Genomic DNA, 18,973 nt, shown 5'->3' on the forward strand with positions numbered 1-18,973 from the left:
GCTGCAAGCACCTGCAGCCTGTGAGAGGAGAAGATGACGGATGTTGGCTAAGCGTATTATACCCTGCCTTGATGTGAAGGACGGGCGGGTCGTGAAGGGCGTAAATTTCGTTAACCTGCGGGATGCCGGGGACCCGGTGGAGCTGGCGGCAACCTATGACCGGGAAGGCGCGGACGAGCTTGTGTTCCTGGATATATCGGCATCTCATGAAGGAAGGGCGACGATGGTTGAGGTCGTTCGTCAGACAGCGGGTGAAATCACGATCCCGTTCACTGTAGGCGGGGGAATCGGCCATGTGGATGACATGAAGCGCCTGCTGCGGGCAGGTGCCGACAAGATCGGCATTAACACGGCGGCGATCCGCAGTCCTGAACTGGTTTCTGAGGGAGCACGCAAATTCGGTTCGCAGTGCATCGTGGTAGCAATTGACGCGAAGTTTAACCCCGAGTGGGGCGAGTGGGAGGTCTATACTCATGGAGGCCGCAATGCGACCGGGCTGAAGGCGCTGGAGTGGGTGAAGCGCGTCGAGTCGCTGGGAGCAGGCGAGATTCTGCTTACCAGCATGGATGCAGACGGGACGAAGGACGGCTTCGACCTGAAGCTGACACGTGCGGTTTCCGATCTGGTCTCCATCCCGGTTATCGCCTCAGGCGGAGCCGGCAGAATTGACCACTTCTACGATGTATTCGAAGAAGGTCATGCGGATGCAGGCCTTGCGGCTACGATTTTTCACTATAAGGAAATGACGATCGGCGAGGTCAAGGAAGACCTGCGGGGCAAAGGAGTGGAAGTGCGATGAGTACAGCGCTTGGGGAGCTGGAAAGCCAGATACGCTGGAATGAAGATGGACTGGTGCCAGCTATCGTACAGGATGCGGTAAGCAAGGAAGTGCTTATGCTGGCTTATATGAACCGGGAGTCGCTTGCAAGGTCCATTGAGTCCGGGGAGACCTGGTTCTGGAGCCGCTCGCGGGGCGAGCTGTGGCACAAGGGTGCGACCTCGGGTCATACGCAGCGGATTGTGTCCATGCACTATGATTGCGACGGGGATACTCTGCTGGTCCGTGCGGAGCAGAAGGGTGCGGCCTGTCATACCGGACAGTATACCTGCTTCTTCAACAGCATTCCGGTTGGAGGCGAGTCTGATCAGCCTACTACGGCTGCAGAGGCAGCAGGCGGGGATCGCTTCGGGATGCTGAACGAGCTGGAGGCCATTATAGCCCGCCGCCATGCAGAACGGCCGGAGGGTACCTATACAACCTACCTGTTCGAGAAGGGTGTCGACAAGATTCTGAAGAAGATTGGCGAGGAGTCGGCTGAAGTCATCATCGCGGCCAAAAATCAGGATAACGATGAGCTGCGCAGCGAAGCGGCTGACCTTATTTTCCACCTGATGGTGCTGCTGCGTGAACGGGGACTGCCGCTGGATGAAATCATGCGCGAGCTCGGGGCTCGCCATAACAAACCGACAACGAATAAAATGCGCTAAGAAAGGCCGGTACTGACGCTATGAAAATCGATTATCATACCCATCATGCACGCTGCGGACATGCGGTTGGCTCCCTTGAGGAGTACGTGATCAGGGGGATGGAAATCGGCTTGGCGCAGATCGGTCTTTCCGATCATATGCCGCTGATTCATGTCAACCCTGCGACCTATCTGCCGGAGATGGCGATGCCGATGGACGAGCTGCCGCGTTATGTGGAGGAATGCCTCGAGCTGAAGGAGAAATATAAAGGCCGGATCGATATTCGTGTCGGTCTGGAAGGCGATTATATTGAAGGCTATGAAGAGGACATTGAACGAATCATCCGCGCGTATCCCTGGGACTACGTAATCGGTTCGGTTCATTTTCTCGGAGAATGGGATATTACCGACTTCCGCCAGACAGCGGGCTGGGAAGGACGTGACCGGATGGCGGTGTATGAGCAGTATTATGATGCCGTGCAGAAGGCAGCAGCCACCGGATTTTACGACTATATCGGACATATTGACGTGATCAAGCGGTTCGGTTATGCGCCGGAGGGTGATGTCACTCATCTGGAAAATGCCGCGCTTGACGCGGTGAAGCGTCACGGGCTCGCGATTGAGCTGAATGCTTCAGGCCTGCGGATGCCTGCCGCTGAGATGTTCCCCTCCGCCCGTATGCTGCAGTATGCGTATGAGCAGGGGATTCCGGCGACCATTGGTTCGGATGCGCATCAGCCGGAGAGGCTTGGCCAATATTTGGAGGAAGCGCGTGCGCTTCTGAAAAAGGTCGGATATACGCAGTTAGCTACGTTTGACGGGCGAAAGCGCCTTCTAGTCGATTTTTGAAAAATCGTGAAATCAATGTATAATGATAATTGACAAGACGGGTGGTGGACTAGTTCTGCCTATGGAGGGCAGGCTTCGATTGTCCCGCTCGTAAAATCAGGGTCGTGCCGCTTGCAAGAGGCGGATAGACAGATAGAGCATGCATTCGCGCAAGGACCGGTCAAAATGTTCCAGGAGGGTATCATGTTCAGCGATAAGGTGCGTATTTTCTCGGGTTCTTCGAACCCGCTGCTGGCCGAGAGAATCTGTGAGGAATTAGGGGTATCGCTCGGCAAAATCAAAATTTCCCGCTTCAAGAGCGGTGAGGTCTATGTCCACTACGAAGAGACAATCCGTAACTGTGATGTATTCCTTGTCCAGTCGTTCTCACATCCGATTAACGAAAATTTCGTAGAACTGCTTGTGATGATCGATGCAGCCAAACGTGCCTCAGCGCGTACCATCAATATCATTGTGCCGTATTACGGCTATGCGCGTCAGGAACGCAAGGCAGCACCGCGGGAGCCGATTTCGGCCAAGATGCTGGCAGATGTGCTGACAACGGTCGGTGTGGACCGTATCATTACGCTGGACCTGCATGCACCGGCTATCCAGGGCTTCTTCAACATTCCGGTGGATCATTTGACTGCCCTTGACCTGATTAGCGATTATCTGAAGTCGAAAAATATCAAAAATCCGGTCGTGGTGTCGCCGGATGCAGGACGGGCATCGACAGCCGAGAAGCTGGCCAACTATCTGGATTCCCCGTTCGCGATTATGATCAAGAAGCGTCCTGCTCATAATGAGTCCGTCATTACCCACGTAATCGGAGATGTTGAAGGACAGACACCGATTATTATTGAGGACTTGATTGATACAGGGACGACGATCGTCAATGTTGTAGAGAGTCTGAAGGAACGCGGCGCGGAGGATATCTACGTATGCGCTACGCATCCGCTCTTCTCGGGCCCGGCTGTACAGCGGCTTGATCACCCGAATATCAAGGAAGTTGTCGTGACCGATTCAATCTTCCTGCCGGAGCTGACCTCCGACCGGTTTAAGGTGATCTCGGTAGCGCCTATGCTGGCTGAAGCAACCCGGATTATTATCGAAGGCGGCTCCATCAGCACCCTGTTCAAGAACGCAGGAATCTAAGGGGCTGCCTTAGGGCAGAGCTTTCGCGAACGCGGTTTGCGGCATACCCGGAACACGGAGGACTCTACTGCTTAGTGCGGCCGGCGGGGCAGGGTGCAGGCTGGCGGCTGGCAGCATTTCCGTGGTGCCGGGACAGTAAAGGATTTGACCAGAGCGAATGTGCTGGCATGCTTCGGGCATGCCGGCGCATTCGCTTACATACTTTGTTTGTGTATGGTGATCCTGCACTGTGTTATAATCGAAGCAAATTCGTCGTACGGGAGGTGCCTTGCGGATGAAAGGGAAGAAACAGATGGCCGTAAGCAGCGGTAGAACGAATGTCATTCCGATTCAGCTGGACGCCACGTTTTTTTTCGAACGCGCGGTCCGTTCACTGGACCGGTATCATTATGACAGGGCACTGAAATATTTTCGGCGGGCCGTGGAATATGAACCGGATAACCCGGTTAATCATTGTAATATGGCCGGCATTCTATCGGAGCTCGGCAACTATGAGGAATCGAACAAAATTTTGAAGTGGGTTGTGGATGAGCTTGATCCTACCATGACGGAATGCCACTTTTACATGGCGAATAACTTTGCCAATATGGAGAACTATGAAGCTGCCGAAGATGCACTCGTCCAGTACCTGGAGGAGGATGCGGAAGGCCAGTTCCTTGATGAAGCAGAGGAAATGATGGACCTGCTTCATTTTGAGCTGGAGAGGCCGCCAAGACGGGCGAATATTAAATCCCGTGAAGGCCTATATGAGCATGATCAGGCCCGAATGCTGCTGGAGGAAGGCAAATTTGCCGAGGCCGTCCGCATTCTGCGAAGCATTACGGAGAAGCAGCCCGAATTTACGGCAGCCCGCAACAATCTGGCGCTCGCTTATTACTATATGGGGCTGTTTGACGAAGCCATGGCCACGGTGCAAACCGTGCTGGAGCAGGAGCCTGGCAACCTGCATGCACTCTGCAACCTGGCAATCTTTTATCAGCATGAACAGGACACGGAGCGTCTGGAGCTGTTGGTTCAGAGCCTGCGGAAGACCGTGCCGTTCCACCAGGAGCATGTCTTCAAGCTTGCCACCACGATGGGCATTCTCGGCGAGCATGATCATGCTTTTGTCCATCTGCAGCGGCTGCTGAAGGATGCCGACAACCAGCAGGACCCTTGTCTGCTCCATTATGCGGCAGTGTCGGCATGCAACTCGGATAAGCGCGGTGAAGCCGAACGTCTATGGAAGCAGGCGCTTAAGCTGGACAGAGAGTCAGGCATTCCCGAGTATTATCTGAAACATCTTCAAGATGGCGTGCTGCCGCCTTCGGTTAGCTATCAGTATCATTTGCCCTTCGAGGAACAGTTCAAGAAGTGGGGCAAGGATACGGATGATTTGCCGGACCAGGTAAAGAAGGATCCGCTTGTGCGTTCGTCCTTCTTCTGGGCGCTTCGTCATGGCGACCGGAGCACCAAGCTTCAGGTTATTCAAGCCTTGGGCATGATCGCAGACAATGAAGTTAAGGAAACGCTCAAGGATTTCCTGATGGAAGCCGGGGAAGAGGATTATCTGAAGCATATTGCGATGTTCGTTCTGCGGGGAATCGGCGTTACGGAGCCCCTCCAGGCTGTGCTTGAAGGGAAGGAAACGACTGTTGAGCAGAACCGGATGCCATCCCGTCTGCCGGTGTGGCATGAACGGTGGCAGGCTGTGGTAGAGACCGCGCTGACCCGGATGCAGAGCCGTTATGATATGATCGGGCAGCATGATCTTCTGACGCTTTGGGTAGAATTTCTTAGCAGGCTGTATCCGGAAGTGCCGCCCATTCGCAAGACGGAGGGCTGGGCAGCAGCTCTTGAATATCTGACGGCTAAGATGCATCGCAGAGCTGTAACTTACCAGGAAGTGGCGACAAGGTATGGCGTTTCCGTTGCCACAGCCAGCAAGTATGCGAAATGGATTGACGAAGTATGCGGTATCCGCGAGAAGATGCAGACCGTCTTCCCTGCATTGGATGGAATCGAGCAGGAGTAAGACTTTTTCTCAAGATATAAGTACAAAGGAGGGCAACCATCCATGACCATCTATAAATCCATTATTATCGGTACCGGACCGTCCGGACTTACGGCAGCCATCTATCTGGCACGTGCGAATCTCAATCCATTGGTTATTGAGGGACCTGAGCCAGGCGGCCAGCTGACCACCACTACGGATGTTGAGAATTTCCCGGGCTTTCCTGACGGTATTATGGGGCCTGAGCTGATGGCGAATATGCGCAAGCAGGCAGAACGCTTCGGAGCGGAGTTCAAGACCGGCTGGGTGAACAGTGTGGACCTGTCCAAGCGCCCATTCACCTTAAAGGTTGAAGGCCAGGAAGATATTCAGGCGGAGACGGTTATTATCTCTACCGGCGCTTCTGCCAGATACCTTGGTATTCCCGGCGAGAAGGAGAATGTCGGCCGCGGTGTAAGCACATGTGCAACCTGTGACGGCTTCTTCTTCCGCGGCAAGAAAATCATCGTGGTCGGCGGCGGTGACTCGGCGATGGAGGAAGCAAACTTCCTGACAAGGTTCGCAACGGAAGTGCGGCTGATCCATCGCCGGGATGAGCTTCGCGCCTCCAAGATTATGCAGGACCGCGCGAAGGAAAACGAGAAAATCAGCTGGAAGCTAAACAGCACACCGATTGAGGTCGTAGCTGGCGGAATGGGTGTGACTGGTCTTAAGGTCCGCAATAATGCCACGGGTAAAGAGGAAGTTGTGGAAACAGACGGCGTATTTGTGGCAATCGGCCACACGCCGAATACGAAGTTTCTGGACGGCCAGGTTGAAACGGATGAGCATGGTTACATTCTTGTTAAGCCAGGAACGACCGAAACGAATATTCCGGGTGTCTTCGCTTGCGGCGATGTACAGGATCAGCGCTACCGGCAGGCTATTACAGCCGCGGGCAGCGGTTGTATGGCAGCGCTTGATTGCGAGAAGTATCTGGAAGGCCATATGGTGCATGACTGGAGCCAATCGCTGTCCTGACGTGCTTGTCTGATAGCTGGCTCAGATAGTCTAGCCGGCAATATGAATGAATGGATTCCTAACGGCATTGCCCCGGACCCGGGGCAGTGCTTTTTTGTGCGGGGAAGCAGCAGAATACCTGCAGCTGCGGTTTGTGTCCTAAATCACTTGTCAGCTAAGGCTTCGGAAGAAGCGGCAGCCCCCGGACAGATATCCCGTTAACAGCCGGGAAGAACTTGGTTAAATGCTTGTCTGGCTTGGTTTTGTCGTCCTTGACCTTATCATAGTGTTCGCTTATAGTTGGTACAGAAGCAGTTAACTTTGTGATCGAGGTGGCCTAGTCATGTCAGAAAAAATCTACGTTGGCGTGGATGTCGGTGGTACGTCAATCAAGGTGGGCGTGTGCAACCAGGACGGCGCTCTGCTCCATACGTATGAAGGACCTACCGAAAATGATAAAGGAAGCGAACGGATTCTGGCCAATATTGCCGCTTATGCGCGGCTGGTAGTTGAACAAACAGGCCGTTCCTGGGCAGAGGTTGAAGGTGTGGGAGTCGGGATTGCAGGATTCCTTGATATTCCGAACGGTGTGATTGTATCCTCGCCGAACCTCAATCTGCGTAATGCTCCGCTTAAGGCCTACCTGCAGGAGCATCTGGGCAAAGAAGTGTATGTTAATAATGATGCAAACGTCGCAGCTCTGGGTGAGGCATGGGCAGGTGCCGGACGGGGGGTTGCAGACTGCGTATGCTACACGCTCGGAACCGGTGTAGGCGGCGGTATTATCATTAACGGCCGTATTGTAGAGGGCTTTAATGCAGCTGCAGGCGAGCTTGGCCACATCTCGATCGTTCCGGATCTGGAAGCGATTCAATGCGGCTGCGGCAAGATGGGATGCCTGGAGACGGTATCATCGGCGACAGGAATTATCCGCATGGCCAAGGATGCGGTGGCACGCGGCGATCAGACCTCCCTGGCTCATGTGCCGGACATCACTGCGAAGGATGTAGTGGATGCAGCCAAAGCAGGTGATGAAGTGGCGGCACGTATCGTCAACCGGGCAGCCTATTATCTGGGCAAGTCGATGGCGGTAGTAGCTGTCGTTATTAATCCTGAGCGGTTCATCATCGGCGGAGGCGTCTCCAAGGCCGGAGAATTTTTATTTGAACAAATACGGGAAGTATTCCTTAAATATACGCCGGAAGCGGCATCAAAGAATGTGCAGGTTGTCCCTGCCGAGCTCGGTAACAGCGCAGGTGTTGTCGGAGCAGCAGGGCTGGTACTGCGTTCGTAGATAGATTAAGATCATGGACGGCAGGTCATAGAGGAGAGGTGCGCAGGGCAGCAGATCAATCGGCTGCTCTGGCCCTGCTTATACGGCCCTTGCGCTGTGTGCTTGCCCGGAAAGTGATCAGGAGTGGAGGAGGAACAAGCGATGGAGAAAACTGCAGTAGCGAAGCTTGTCATCATCACCGGCATGTCAGGTGCGGGGAAGACAATAGCGGTGCAAAGTCTGGAGGATTTGGGGTTCTTCTGTGTGGATAACCTGCCGCCTGTGCTGATTCCCAAATTCGCCGAGCTGATTGAATCATCCAATGGCAAAATCGGTAAGGTGGCGCTCGTCATTGATCTGCGCGGCCGTGAATTCTTTACGGCACTTGCCGAATCGCTTCATTACTTAAGAGAGCATTATACCATCAGCTTTGAGATTCTGTTCCTCGATGCAACGGATAATGTGCTGGTACAGCGATATAAGGAAAGCCGCCGCCGTCATCCGCTTGCACCGGAAGGATTGCCGCTTGAGGGCATCAAGCTCGAACGCCGCCTGCTGGAAGAGCTGAAGGGCATGGCTTCCCAAGTCATTGATACAAGCAGCCTGAAGCCTGCGAAGCTGAAGGAGAAAATTGTATCCCGCTTCACTAATACCGGGCATCGCTCCTTTTCCGTTAACGTCACATCATTTGGTTATAAATACGGCATCCCGATTGATGCCGATCTGATATTTGACTGCCGATTCCTTCCCAATCCCCACTATGTCGAACATCTTCGGCCGAACACCGGACAAAATCCCGAAGTCTATGATTACGTGATGAAGTGGCCGGAGACCCAGACGTTTCTGTCGAAGCTGCTTGATATGCTGCATTACCTTCTTCCGATGTATGAGAAGGAAGGCAAGAGCCAGCTGGTCGTTGGAATTGGCTGTACAGGTGGTAAGCATAGGTCCGTAGCAATTGCGGAGTATTTGGGAAAGATGCTGGGCAACAGCGACACGGAAGTCGTCCGGGTGAGTCACCGGGATTCGGAGCGCGACCGACATTAAAGAGGTGAGTGGATGAAGCAGCAAGAATTGGGGAATATAAGCTTGCCGAAGATTGTTGTCATTGGTGGAGGGACCGGTCTGTCTGTTATGTTAAGAGGGCTTAAAGAGAAGCCGCTCGACATTACGGCGATCGTGACGGTGGCCGATGATGGAGGGAGCTCAGGCAGGCTGCGTACTGAGCTGCAGATGCCGCCGCCTGGAGACATCCGGAACGTGCTGCTGGCACTGAGCGATGTGGAGCCGCTGATGAGCCAGCTGCTCAGCTACCGCTTCTCGAACGGAAACGGGCTTGCCGGACATAGTCTTGGCAATCTGATGCTGGCTGCTATTACCGATATATCCGGTGACTTCGTGACGGGTGTGCGTGAGCTTAGTCGTGTCCTTGCCGTACGCGGCAGGGTGCTTCCTGCCGCTGCGCATGCTACGGTGCTGAAGGCCGAGATGATGGACGGCTCAATTGTCACGGGAGAATCCATGATCCCCAAGGCAAAAAACCGGATCAAACGTGTGTTCATTGAGCCTCCGCTTGTCGAACCGCTTCCTGAGGCAGTGGAAGCGATTCGCGAAGCGGATGCTATTCTGATTGGACCGGGCAGCTTATACACAAGCATTATGCCCAATCTGTTAGTTCCCGCTCTTGCTGATGCCATTATTGAATCAGAAGCGCTTAAGATGTTCGTCTGCAATGTTATGACCCAGCCCGGTGAGACGGACGGCTATACGGTCTCTGATCATCTGGATGCGATTGAAGAACATGTAGGCAGCTCGCTGTTTGACTATGTAATTGTTAATAATGGGGAGATCCCTGCCCCCGTGCTGGCTAAGTATGCGGAAGAAGGCGCACAGGCCGTCGTAGTTGATTCCGAGAAACTTGCGGGGCGGGATCTCAAGATCGTTGCAGACCGGCTGCTGATGTTCCGGACTTACCTGCGGCATGATGCCGCCCGGTTAAGCCGTCATATTTATCAGCTAGTGGAAAACTGGATGGCCAGGAAGAGGTGAAGAGCAGTGTCCTTTGCGGCGCAAACCAAAAAAGAACTGACGATGGTGGAATCGGACCCCTGCTGCGAGATGGCGGAGTTATCCGCACTTATCCGCATGAATGGTTCGGTTCAGCTGTCCAGCCGGAAGGTCATCCTTGATATCTCAACGGAAAATGCAGCTATTGCCAGGAGAATCTACACGCTTGTCAAGAAACAGTTCGAGGTGCATACGGAACTGCTTGTCCGCAAGAAAATGCGGCTGAAGAAAAACAACGTTTATATTGTCCGTATTCCGGCTAAGGTACAGGAAATCCTTTCGGAGCTGAACATTGTTTCAGAGGGGTTTGTCTTTAATCAGGGAATAGATCAAGCTATGATCAAGAAATCCTGCTGCAGGCGTTCCTACCTGAGGGGGGCTTTCCTGGCGGGAGGGTCCGTTAATAACCCGGAAGGCTCGTCTTATCATCTGGAGATTGCCTGTATGTATGAAGAGCACTGCCAGGCGCTGGTTGAACTCGCTAATACCTTTGAGCTGAACGCCCGCTGCATCGAGCGGAAGAAAGGCTTTATCTTCTATATTAAAGAGGGCGAGAAGATTATAGAGCTTCTCAATATCATCGGGGCCCACCAGGCGCTGTTCAAGTTTGAAGATGTCCGCATCATGCGGGACATGCGTAACTCCGTCAACCGCATTGTGAACTGTGAGACGGCGAATTTGAACAAGACGATTGGAGCTGCGGTCAGGCAGATCGACAATATCAAGCTGCTTCAGAAGGAGATCGGCCTTGAAAATCTGCCGGAGAAGCTTCGTGAGGTAGCTGAAATTCGCCTTGCACACCCAGACATGAATTTGAAGGAGGTTGGCGACCTTCTCAAAGGCTCGGTCAGTAAATCAGGCGTTAATCACAGATTGCGTAAAATCGATGAAATGGCTGAAAAAATAAGGAACGGATAAGTCGATGCCTAGTCGGGGCGTTTATTTAATGATATAATAATGCAAAAAGACCAAAGAGCGGCACCGCAGGCATAACGACTGTCTGGGCTGCAAGCAGATAGATACATAGAGGAATAGGTAACGCTTATTACTTCGCTTGTATAACTGCAGGTCTGGAACCGGAGAACAGCGGCTCCAACATTCTGTTGGATACTATCTGTTTACGTATAGGGAAGATTCAGCGAATTTGTATAGGGGGTATGGACATGACAAAACAACCGGTTGTCGTTCGATTGAAAACAGGCCTGCACGCAAGGCCAGCGGCGTTATTCGTGCAGGAAGCCAATAAATTTTCTTCAGAGGTATTCGTGGAGAAGGATGACAAGAAAGTAAATGCCAAGTCGATCATGGGCATTATGAGCCTTGCGATCAGCACAGGCACTGAAGTTTATATAAGTGCGGAAGGTTCGGATGCTGAGCAGGCTGTAACCGCTTTAGTCAACCTTGTCAGCAAAGAAGAACTGGAGAACCAATAAATATAAAGAAAAGCACCCGCTAATCGGGTGCTTTTCTTTATATAGCCTATAGAAAACAAAATAGCTGCCGGGTAATGACCAGGCAGCGTTCTCAATTAGGAATGGGCTTGCGGGACGTCCATCTCAATGTTACGCATCCTTAAAGCGTCTTCAATCAGTTCAATGAACTCAACTGACAGATTCATTGCTTTTGCTTCATGATAAACTTCCAGCAGATGATCATCATTGAGAGGCAGCAGCAGCAGGGACTTATCCTGTGACTGAATGCCCGTCGAATCAGTCGGCCCGTGGCCCTGGTTAAATACAACAGGGCGAGTGGCCGAACCGGATTTCCCAAGGGGTTCGTATTCTTTAATGTAATTTCGCATGGTCAGAAAAGGGTTTGAAAAACGCATAAGCAGCACTCCAAATTTCGTTTTCAAAAACCTACCTATTGCTGTATGAATATGGCAGGTTGACTTGTATTCATCATAACATGACATGACAGTGATGTGGTTGGCATTTCATCTTGCGAAAATTTGTTGACATTATGTAAAAAGTGTGATAATGAAATCTGGATATAAAAATAGAAACGGCCGGTCGGGAACCCATTCCCGACCGGCCGTTCGTATATCCTGCTGTCCCCCAAAGAATTATCTTTAATGAGACAAATCCTAATCGTTAAATCTTCTCGATTACCTTATCCACGAGGCCGTATGTCATTGCTTCTTCGGCACTCATAAAGTAGTCACGGTCTGTATCCTTCTCTATGCGGCTAAGCGGCTGGCCTGTACGTTCTGCCAGAATGCCATTCAGCTTGTCGCGCATCTTCAGAATGCGTCTCGCGCGGATTTCAATGTCGCTGGCTTGCCCTTCAGCTCCGCCAAGCGGCTGATGAATCATAACTTCACTGTTCGGCAGTGCAAGACGCTTGCCCTTCGCACCGGCAGCGAGCAGGAAGGCACCCATGGAAGCGGCCATACCTACACATATGGTAGAAACATCGGGCTTGATGAACTGCATGGTATCATAAATCGCCATACCTGCTGTAATCGAGCCGCCAGGACTATTAATATAGAGGCTGATATCCCGTTCCGGATCATCGGCAGCAAGGAACAGCAGCTGCGCGATAATGGAGTTGGCGACGACATCGTTTACTCCGGTTCCGAGGAAGATAATACGGTCCTTCAACAGTCTGGAGTAAATGTCATAGGCTCGTTCTCCGCGATTGTTTTGTTCAATTACCATTGGTACAAAGTTCATATCCACAAGTGTTCCCTCCAGTCAAAATTTGAAGTGTTGATTCAACTATCTGAGTTATCCCCATAATAGCGGATTCCGAATCAAAAGTCAAAGATAGTCAAACGAAGTGTATAAAAAAAACGGCCAAGGCCGATTTGAGCTTCACATATCGTGTTATAACATTCGTGTAATAAGGAAAAATATAATGGCGCGCCCGCTAGGAATCGAACCTAGATCTCAGGCTCCGGAGGCCTACGTCATATCCATTGGACCACGGGCGCTTAGTAGTAACAGCGAGATTTATTATATGCGATAGATAACCAAATTGCAAGTCAACAGGCCTTAAAATAATTATTTACCAAAAATAATTACGGCAAGCGGTTACATAAAGGCTAACCTGCTTGCGCATTTTATAGAAGTTGGGTACAATTGCTGTGGGACTTAAAAATAATACCTGGGACAAAAGACGTCCAGTTAGCAGGGGAAAAATTCGGCTTGGAGTGAACAGGAAGATGCGCCCATTCATTGAGCTGCAGCAGCAGCTAGTGCCCGATCTGCTCTATGTAATGAAGAAGCGATATGCTATCCTGAACCGGATTCTATCTTCCGACGTTGTGGGACGGCGAGCGCTCGCTACATCTTTGTCCATGACGGAGCGGGTATTACGGGCAGAGACAGACTTCCTGAAAGCGCAGGGATTGCTAGAGAGCAATGCCTCGGGGATGCGGATAACGGAAGCGGGCAGACAGCTCGTTGAAGCGCTGGACCCCATGGTGAAAGACTTGTTCGGATTATCCGAGCTTGAGAGCCGTATTCAGGCCTATTATGGCTTGGAACAGGTTATCATCGTACCGGGCGATTCGGACACTTCTCCTCAGGCCAAGCGAGAGCTTGGACGTGCCGGGGCCCATACCCTGCAGCGGTTCCTGAAGCCTGATGATGTTGTAGCGGTAACTGGCGGCTCGACGCTGGCAGCTATGGCAGGTCAGATGTCACCAGCACCACAGCTGAGGGGGGTACAGTTTGTACCTGCACGCGGAGGCCTTGGCGAGAGCTTGGATTATCAGGCGAATACGATTGCGTCCGCATTGGCGAAGCAGGTAGGAGCCGGGTACCGACTGCTGCATGTTCCCGACCATCTGAGCGAAGAAGCTTACAATTCTCTGATGCAGGAGCCTAATGTCAGAGAAGTGGTTGGCGTGATTCGCAGAGCCCGAATTGTCGTTCACGGCATAGGAGATGCTATCGTGATGGCGCGCCGCCGCAAGGTGGACCAGCAGACAATTGATGAGATTCGCTCTGAAGGCGCGCTTGCAGAAGCACTGGGTTATTACTTTGACCGCAGCGGTTCCGTCATTCACCGGATGTCGACAGTGGGTCTGCGTATCGATGATCTCAGTTCGGCGGATAAAGTGATTGCAGTTGCCGGCGGGAGCAGCAAGGGCGAGGCTATTGCAGCCGTACTGCTGTTCGGGCAGGCGGATGTCCTTGTAACAGACGAAGGAGCCGCACGCGAGCTGGAGTTTATCATGAACCGCGAAGAAATTGGCGAGAGGCCTGAATAATGGTTATCCTGACGGACAGGCAATCTGAGATAGCAGGTAATTGTCATCCGTCTTGTGATATATAAAATCAGATCCAAACTTAGGAGGCAGATCAGCATGGTTAAAGTAGGTATTAACGGTTTTGGTCGTATCGGCCGCAACGTATTCCGCGCAGCGCTGAACAATCCGGACGTTCAAGTAGTAGCTGTCAATGACCTGACAGACACGAAGACACTGGCTCACCTGCTCAAGTATGACACGACGCATGGTGTACTGGATGCGACTGTTGAAGCTAAAGAAGGCGCACTGATCGTTAACGGTACTGAAATTAAAGTTTTCGCTGAGCGTGACCCTGGTAACCTTCCTTGGGGACAGCAAGGTGTAGAAATCGTCGTTGAATCGACTGGTATCTTCACTGCTAAAGAAAAAGCCGAGCTTCACCTGAAAGGCGGAGCGAAGAAAGTTATCATCTCCGCACCTGCTACTAACGAAGACATCACAATCGTTATGGGCGTTAATGAAGACAAGTATGACGCAAGCGCGCATACTGTTATCTCCAACGCTTCCTGCACAACGAACTGTCTGGCTCCTTTCGCCAAGGTTCTGAACGACAAGTTCGGTATCGTGAAGGGCATGATGACGACTGTTCACTCCTACACGAATGACCAGTCCGTTCTTGACCTGCCTCATAAGGATCTTCGCCGCGCTCGTGCTGCAGCTGAGAACATCATTCCTTCCACAACAGGCGCTGCTAAAGCCGTTGCGCTTGTACTGCCAGAGCTGAAAGGCAAGCTGAACGGTATGGCAATGCGTGTTCCTACACCTAACGTATCCGTAACGGACCTTGTTATCGAAACAAGCCGTGAAGTTACAGTTGAAGAAGTAAACAGTGTCCTGAAAGAAGCGGCTAACGGCCCTCTGAAAGGCATCCTGAACTTCTCCGACGAGCCGCTTGTATCGAGCGACTACAACGGCGACCCTGCTTCCTCTACAATCGATGGCTTGTCCACGATGATCGTTGGCGGCAACATGGTGAAAGTTGTGTCCTGGTACGACAATGAGTGGGGCTACTCCAACCGTGTAGTTGACCTCGCTGCGTTTGTAGCTGCTAAAGGACTGTAATAGCATATTGAGTTAACGATGGAGTAAGAGGAGAGGCGGTTCGTACGTTCTCCTCTTCCCCCGTTAGCCAAGGTTCAGCTTATCCCTCCGGGCATCCCCAAGGTTGTCCGGGGATCCCTATATTACTTGCAGATGCTGCATAGCTAGGCAACAGGCAAAATCGAGGAGGAACCTACGATGAACAAGAAAAGTGTCAGAGACGTAGAAGTAGCCGGCAAACGCGTATTCGTACGCGTAGATTTCAATGTGCCGCTTGAAAATGGAGCGATTACGGACGATACACGGATCCGTGAAACGCTGCCAACGATCAAGTATTTGATCGAGAAAGGCGCAAGAGTCATTTTGGCCAGCCACATGGGCCGTCCAAAAGGCCAGGTTGTAGAAGAAATGCGCCTAACGCCTGCGGCTGCGCGTTTGTCCGAGCTGCTTGGCAAGCCGGTAGCCAAAGCTGATGAAGCAGTTGGCGATGCGGTTAAAGCCAAGGTTGCCGAACTGAAAGACGGTGACGTGCTGCTGCTCGAGAATGTCCGTTTCTATGCAGGTGAAGAGAAGAACGATCCTGAGCTTGCCAAATCGTTTGCTGAGCTTGCAGATCTCTACGTGAATGATGCCTTTGGCGCGGCTCACCGCGCACATGCCTCCACAGAAGGTATTGCCCGTCATCTGCCGGCAGTCTCCGGCCTGCTGATGGAGAAGGAGCTGTCTGTTCTCGGCAAAGCCCTGAACAACCCGGATCGTCCTTTCACAGCGATTGTTGGCGGTTCTAAGGTGAAAGACAAGATTGACGTTATCAACAAAATGCTTGAAATTGCAGACAACGTGATTATCGGCGGCGGTCTGACGTATACCTTTTTCAAAGCTCAAGGCCACGAGATTGGCAAATCACTCGTCGATAACGAAAAGCTTGATCTTGCGCTCGGTTTCATTGAGAAGGCAAAATCGTTGGGCAAAAATCTGCTGCTGCCTGTAGATATTGTAGTAACAGACGATTTCAGCGCCAACGCCAACACCCAGGTTGTTGCTATTGACGGTATCCCGGCTGAATGGGAAGGTATTGATATCGGTCCTAAGACGCGTGAGATCTTTGCAGATACCATCAAGAATTCCAAGCTTGTAGTATGGAATGGACCAATGGGCGTGTTCGAAATCGAGCCGTTCTCCCATGGTACACGTGCTGTAGCACAAGCTTGTGCGGAAACAGCAGGTTATACAGTAATTGGCGGCGGCGATTCCGCTGCTGCGGTCGAGAAGTTCCATCTGGCAGACAAAATGGACCATATTTCCACAGGCGGCGGTGCCTCGCTGGAATTCATGGAAGGGAAAAAGCTGCCAGGCGTCGAAGCATTGAACGATAAGTAAAAAAAATCCGTAACTCCGCAGTTAACGTTCCGTATTCATAGACAGTGATCAGGGAGACGTCCGGCTCCCGCTGGCAGCAGCGGGCATCCGGACGGTCTGCTGCGTAGAGAGGTCACATTGTGAACGGACCCTTGCGGGGGAGCGAAGCGAAGGAGAATACCCGGACATGAGAAAACCGATAATTGCTGGTAACTGGAAAATGTTCAAGACGGTAGCTGAAGCGACTTCGTTCTTCGCAGATGTGAAGGGCAAGGCAGAGGTTGAGGGTGTAGAGAGCGTAATCTGCGCACCGTTTACGAACCTTCCGGCACTGGTAGAAGCGGCGAAGGGCACATCGATTGCAATCGGCGCTCAGAACATGCACTTCGAAGAGAGCGGAGCTTTCACAGGCGAGATCAGCGGCGCTATGCTGAAGGAGCTGGGTGTTCAATATGTAATTCTGGGACACTCTGAACGCCGTGCTTATTTTGCGGAAACAGATGAAATCGTTAATAAGAAGACGCAAGCTGCATTCAAGAGCGGTCTTACCCCTATCGTATGTGTTGGCGAGAAGCTGGAAGAGCGCGAAGCCGGCCACACGAAGGAAGTCTGCAAGGTTCAGACCGAAGCGGCTCTTCAAGGCTTGACTGCTGAGCAGGCTGCACAAACCGTTATCGCGTATGAGCCGATCTGGGCAATCGGTACGGGCAAATCTTCAACAGCAACGGATGCTGAAGATGTCATTGCTTATATCCGTGATGTAGTGAAAGGGCAGTTTGGCGAAGAGACAGCAGCGGCAGTTCGTATTCAATACGGCGGCAGCGTGAAGCCGAACAACATTGCCGAATACATGGCTCAGCCGAATATTGATGGCGCACTTGTTGGCGGCGCCAGCCTGGAGCCGGCTTCTTACATCGCGCTGGTCGAGGGGGCCAAGTAAGATGGCAGTACCTAGACCTGTAGCGCTAATTATTATGGACGGCTTCGGACTGCGCGGTGAAGATCACGGCAATGCCGTTGCCCAAGCGAACAAGCCGAATTATGACCGTTACCTGCAGACGTACCCCAACACGACGCTCACCGCTTGCGGAGAGGCAGTCGGTTTGCCGGAAGGGCAGATGGGCAACTCTGAAGTAGGCCATCTGAACATCGGTGCCGGACGTATTGTGTATCAGGACCTGACACGGATCAGCAAGTCGATTCGGGATGGCGAGTTCTTTGACAATGAGACGATACTTGGAGCCATCAAACACGTCAAGGCGTTCAACAAGAAGCTTCATCTGTACGGGCTTCTGTCTGACGGTGGCGTACACAGCCACATCTCTCATCTATTCGCTATTCTGGAGCTTGCCAAGAAGCAGGGACTGACTGAGGTCTATATCCATGCTTTCCTTGACGGCCGCGATGTTGCGCCAGATAGTGCGAAGACGTATATGCAGGCGCTTCAAGCGAAGATTAAGGAAGTTGGCATTGGCAAAATTGCAACGGTTCAAGGCCGCTATTACGCGATGGACCGCGACAAGCGCTGGGAACGCGTGGAAAAATCCTACCGTGCCATGGTGTACGGAGAAGGCCCAGAGTACACCGATCCGCTTAAAGCTATCGAAGAATCCTACGAGAAATCGGTGTTTGACGAGTTTGTCATGCCAACTGTAATCGTTGGAGACGATGGTAAGCCTGTTGGCCTGGTAGAGTCGGAAGATGCGGTTATCTTCTTCAACTTCCGCCCGGACCGTGCGATTCAGCTGTCCCAGGTATTCACTAACAGTGATTTCCGCGGCTTCGAGCGGGGCGACAAGCATCCCGAGAACCTGTATTTCGTATGCCTCACCTTGTTCAGCGAATCGGTTGGCGGCTTTGTTGCCTATAAGCCGAAGAACCTTGATAATACACTTGGTGAAGTGCTGGTTCAGAATAACAAGAAGCAGCTGCGGATTGCCGAGACGGAGAAGTACCCGCATGTTACGTTCTTCTTCAGCGGCGGCCGTGATGTCGAGCTTCCGGGCGAGACTCGGATTCTGATCAACTCGCCGAAGGTTGCGACTTACGATCTGAAGCCTGAGATGAGCGCCTACGAAGTGGCTGAGGCGGCCGTTAAGGAAATCGAGGCCGAGAATCACGATACGATCATCCTGAACTTTGCTAATCCAGACATGGTTGGCCACTCGGGCCTGCTTGAACCGACAATCAAAGCGGTGGAAGCAACGGATGAGTGTGTCGGCAAGGTAGTCGAAGCAGTCCTGTCGAAGGGCGGCGTATGTATTATCACAGCTGATCACGGCAACGCTGATCTTGTGTTCGATGAACTGGGCCGTCCGCATACTGCGCATACGACAAACCCGGTGCCGCTGATTGTGACAGACAAGAATGTTACCCTGCGTGAAGGCGGCATTCTGGCGGATATCGCCCCTACCATCCTTGATTTGATGCAGCTGCAGAAGCCGGCCGAAATGACCGGAACTTCCCTGCTCAAGAAATAAATCAAGCATCACCTGGCAATTGCAATACCGGTATACCAACTATTCAACTATAAC

General features: G+C 52.1%; 18 protein-coding genes and 1 tRNA gene. 16 read left to right on the forward strand and 3 right to left on the reverse strand.

Translation table 11 applies throughout. The features are described 5' to 3' along the window. Nucleotides 1–40 precede the first annotated feature (40 nt). The 11 genes from hisF to DNH61_RS11475 all read left to right on the forward strand — a co-directional run bounded on the left by hisF (nucleotide 41) and on the right by DNH61_RS11475 (nucleotide 11,214). A complete protein-coding gene (gene hisF, locus DNH61_RS11425) occupies nucleotides 41–799 on the forward strand; it encodes an imidazole glycerol phosphate synthase subunit HisF (RefSeq protein ID WP_111146798.1) in 759 nt (252 codons plus the stop codon). Next, nucleotides 796–1,488: a bifunctional phosphoribosyl-AMP cyclohydrolase/phosphoribosyl-ATP diphosphatase HisIE gene (gene hisIE, locus DNH61_RS11430; RefSeq protein WP_111146799.1), complete on the forward strand. Its 693-nt coding sequence runs from the start codon at nucleotides 796–798 to the stop codon at nucleotides 1,486–1,488. The genes hisF and hisIE overlap by 4 nt, the downstream gene beginning before the upstream one ends. Nucleotides 1,489–1,508: 20 nt before the next feature. Beyond that, a complete protein-coding gene (gene hisJ, locus DNH61_RS11435) occupies nucleotides 1,509–2,315 on the forward strand; it encodes a histidinol-phosphatase HisJ (RefSeq protein WP_111146800.1) in 807 nt (268 codons plus the stop codon). A 183-nt stretch (nucleotides 2,316–2,498) separates the two neighbouring features. Further along, nucleotides 2,499–3,449 (forward strand): ribose-phosphate diphosphokinase, encoded by a 951-nt coding sequence (locus DNH61_RS11440; RefSeq protein WP_111146801.1) that lies wholly within the window; start codon nucleotides 2,499–2,501, stop codon nucleotides 3,447–3,449. A gap of 274 nt (nucleotides 3,450–3,723) precedes the next feature. Beyond that, on the forward strand, nucleotides 3,724–5,463 hold the full coding sequence (locus DNH61_RS11445) for a tetratricopeptide repeat protein (protein ID WP_181438664.1): 1,740 nt from the start codon (nucleotides 3,724–3,726) through the stop codon (nucleotides 5,461–5,463). A gap of 48 nt (nucleotides 5,464–5,511) precedes the next feature. Then, nucleotides 5,512–6,462, forward strand: coding sequence for a thioredoxin-disulfide reductase (gene trxB / locus DNH61_RS11450; RefSeq protein ID WP_111147335.1), 951 nt, complete (start codon nucleotides 5,512–5,514; stop codon nucleotides 6,460–6,462). Nucleotides 6,463–6,784: 322 nt separating this feature from the next. Further along, a complete protein-coding gene (locus DNH61_RS11455; protein ID WP_111146802.1) occupies nucleotides 6,785–7,735 on the forward strand; it encodes an ROK family glucokinase in 951 nt (316 codons plus the stop codon). A gap of 141 nt (nucleotides 7,736–7,876) precedes the next feature. Continuing rightward, nucleotides 7,877–8,761, forward strand: a complete 885-nt coding sequence (rapZ, locus tag DNH61_RS11460; RefSeq protein ID WP_111146803.1) for an RNase adapter RapZ — start codon at nucleotides 7,877–7,879, stop codon at nucleotides 8,759–8,761. A 12-nt stretch (nucleotides 8,762–8,773) separates the two neighbouring features. Then, nucleotides 8,774–9,763, forward strand: a complete 990-nt coding sequence (locus tag DNH61_RS11465; protein ID WP_111146804.1) for a gluconeogenesis factor YvcK family protein — start codon at nucleotides 8,774–8,776, stop codon at nucleotides 9,761–9,763. Between the two features lie 6 nt (nucleotides 9,764–9,769). Further along, nucleotides 9,770–10,699: a DNA-binding protein WhiA gene (gene whiA / locus DNH61_RS11470; protein WP_111146805.1), complete on the forward strand. Its 930-nt coding sequence runs from the start codon at nucleotides 9,770–9,772 to the stop codon at nucleotides 10,697–10,699. Between the two features lie 245 nt (nucleotides 10,700–10,944). Further along, nucleotides 10,945–11,214, forward strand: a complete 270-nt coding sequence (locus tag DNH61_RS11475) for an HPr family phosphocarrier protein (protein WP_111146806.1) — start codon at nucleotides 10,945–10,947, stop codon at nucleotides 11,212–11,214. A gap of 95 nt (nucleotides 11,215–11,309) precedes the next feature. Here the strand turns inward: DNH61_RS11475 and sda are convergent, their stop codons facing one another. The 3 genes from sda to DNH61_RS11490 form a co-directional block, all read right to left on the reverse strand. Continuing rightward, nucleotides 11,310–11,609: a sporulation histidine kinase inhibitor Sda gene (gene sda, locus DNH61_RS11480; protein WP_181438665.1), complete on the reverse strand. Its 300-nt coding sequence runs from the start codon at nucleotides 11,607–11,609 to the stop codon at nucleotides 11,310–11,312. 265 nt (nucleotides 11,610–11,874) lie between these two features. Further along, entirely contained in the window at nucleotides 11,875–12,456 is a 582-nt protein-coding gene (gene clpP / locus DNH61_RS11485) for an ATP-dependent Clp endopeptidase proteolytic subunit ClpP (RefSeq protein ID WP_111147336.1), read from the reverse strand. Between the two features lie 185 nt (nucleotides 12,457–12,641). After that, nucleotides 12,642–12,716 (reverse strand) — tRNA-Arg (locus DNH61_RS11490). 231 nt (nucleotides 12,717–12,947) lie between these two features. Here DNH61_RS11490 and DNH61_RS11495 point away from each other — a divergent pair. The 5 genes from DNH61_RS11495 (at nucleotide 12,948) to gpmI (ending at nucleotide 18,919) form a co-directional block, all read left to right on the forward strand. Continuing rightward, nucleotides 12,948–14,000, forward strand: coding sequence for a sugar-binding transcriptional regulator (locus DNH61_RS11495; RefSeq protein ID WP_111146808.1), 1,053 nt, complete (start codon nucleotides 12,948–12,950; stop codon nucleotides 13,998–14,000). 96 nt (nucleotides 14,001–14,096) lie between these two features. Then, entirely contained in the window at nucleotides 14,097–15,101 is a 1,005-nt protein-coding gene (gene gap / locus DNH61_RS11500; RefSeq protein WP_111146809.1) for a type I glyceraldehyde-3-phosphate dehydrogenase, read from the forward strand. A 177-nt stretch (nucleotides 15,102–15,278) separates the two neighbouring features. Next, on the forward strand, nucleotides 15,279–16,460 hold the full coding sequence (locus DNH61_RS11505) for a phosphoglycerate kinase (protein WP_111146810.1): 1,182 nt from the start codon (nucleotides 15,279–15,281) through the stop codon (nucleotides 16,458–16,460). Nucleotides 16,461–16,626: 166 nt separating this feature from the next. Further along, nucleotides 16,627–17,379: a triose-phosphate isomerase gene (tpiA, locus tag DNH61_RS11510; RefSeq protein WP_111146811.1), complete on the forward strand. Its 753-nt coding sequence runs from the start codon at nucleotides 16,627–16,629 to the stop codon at nucleotides 17,377–17,379. 1 nt (nucleotide 17,380) lies between these two features. Further along, a complete protein-coding gene (gene gpmI, locus DNH61_RS11515; RefSeq protein ID WP_111146812.1) occupies nucleotides 17,381–18,919 on the forward strand; it encodes a 2,3-bisphosphoglycerate-independent phosphoglycerate mutase in 1,539 nt (512 codons plus the stop codon). Nucleotides 18,920–18,973: the final 54 nt, after the last annotated feature.

Origin of the sequence: Paenibacillus sambharensis (genome assembly GCF_003233845.1) — a bacterium.
GTDB lineage: Bacteria > Bacillota > Bacilli > Paenibacillales > Paenibacillaceae > Paenibacillus_I > Paenibacillus_I sambharensis.

Coding starts and splice junctions, on each gene's coding strand:
- hisIE (WP_111146799.1), top strand. CDS start 796: ATGAGTACAGCGCTTGGGGAGCTGGAAAGCCAGATACGCTGGAATGAA.
- clpP (WP_111147336.1), bottom strand. CDS start 12,456: ATGAACTTTGTACCAATGGTAATTGAACAAAACAATCGCGGAGAACGA.
- DNH61_RS11440 (WP_111146801.1), top strand. CDS start 2,499: ATGTTCAGCGATAAGGTGCGTATTTTCTCGGGTTCTTCGAACCCGCTG.
- tpiA (WP_111146811.1), top strand. CDS start 16,627: ATGAGAAAACCGATAATTGCTGGTAACTGGAAAATGTTCAAGACGGTA.
- sda (WP_181438665.1), bottom strand. CDS start 11,609: ATGCGTTTTTCAAACCCTTTTCTGACCATGCGAAATTACATTAAAGAA.
- gpmI (WP_111146812.1), top strand. CDS start 17,381: ATGGCAGTACCTAGACCTGTAGCGCTAATTATTATGGACGGCTTCGGA.
- DNH61_RS11495 (WP_111146808.1), top strand. CDS start 12,948: ATGCGCCCATTCATTGAGCTGCAGCAGCAGCTAGTGCCCGATCTGCTC.
- DNH61_RS11455 (WP_111146802.1), top strand. CDS start 6,785: ATGTCAGAAAAAATCTACGTTGGCGTGGATGTCGGTGGTACGTCAATC.
- hisJ (WP_111146800.1), top strand. CDS start 1,509: ATGAAAATCGATTATCATACCCATCATGCACGCTGCGGACATGCGGTT.
- DNH61_RS11505 (WP_111146810.1), top strand. CDS start 15,279: ATGAACAAGAAAAGTGTCAGAGACGTAGAAGTAGCCGGCAAACGCGTA.
- DNH61_RS11465 (WP_111146804.1), top strand. CDS start 8,774: ATGAAGCAGCAAGAATTGGGGAATATAAGCTTGCCGAAGATTGTTGTC.
- gap (WP_111146809.1), top strand. CDS start 14,097: ATGGTTAAAGTAGGTATTAACGGTTTTGGTCGTATCGGCCGCAACGTA.
- DNH61_RS11475 (WP_111146806.1), top strand. CDS start 10,945: ATGACAAAACAACCGGTTGTCGTTCGATTGAAAACAGGCCTGCACGCA.
- hisF (WP_111146798.1), top strand. CDS start 41: ATGTTGGCTAAGCGTATTATACCCTGCCTTGATGTGAAGGACGGGCGG.
- DNH61_RS11445 (WP_181438664.1), top strand. CDS start 3,724: ATGAAAGGGAAGAAACAGATGGCCGTAAGCAGCGGTAGAACGAATGTC.
- rapZ (WP_111146803.1), top strand. CDS start 7,877: ATGGAGAAAACTGCAGTAGCGAAGCTTGTCATCATCACCGGCATGTCA.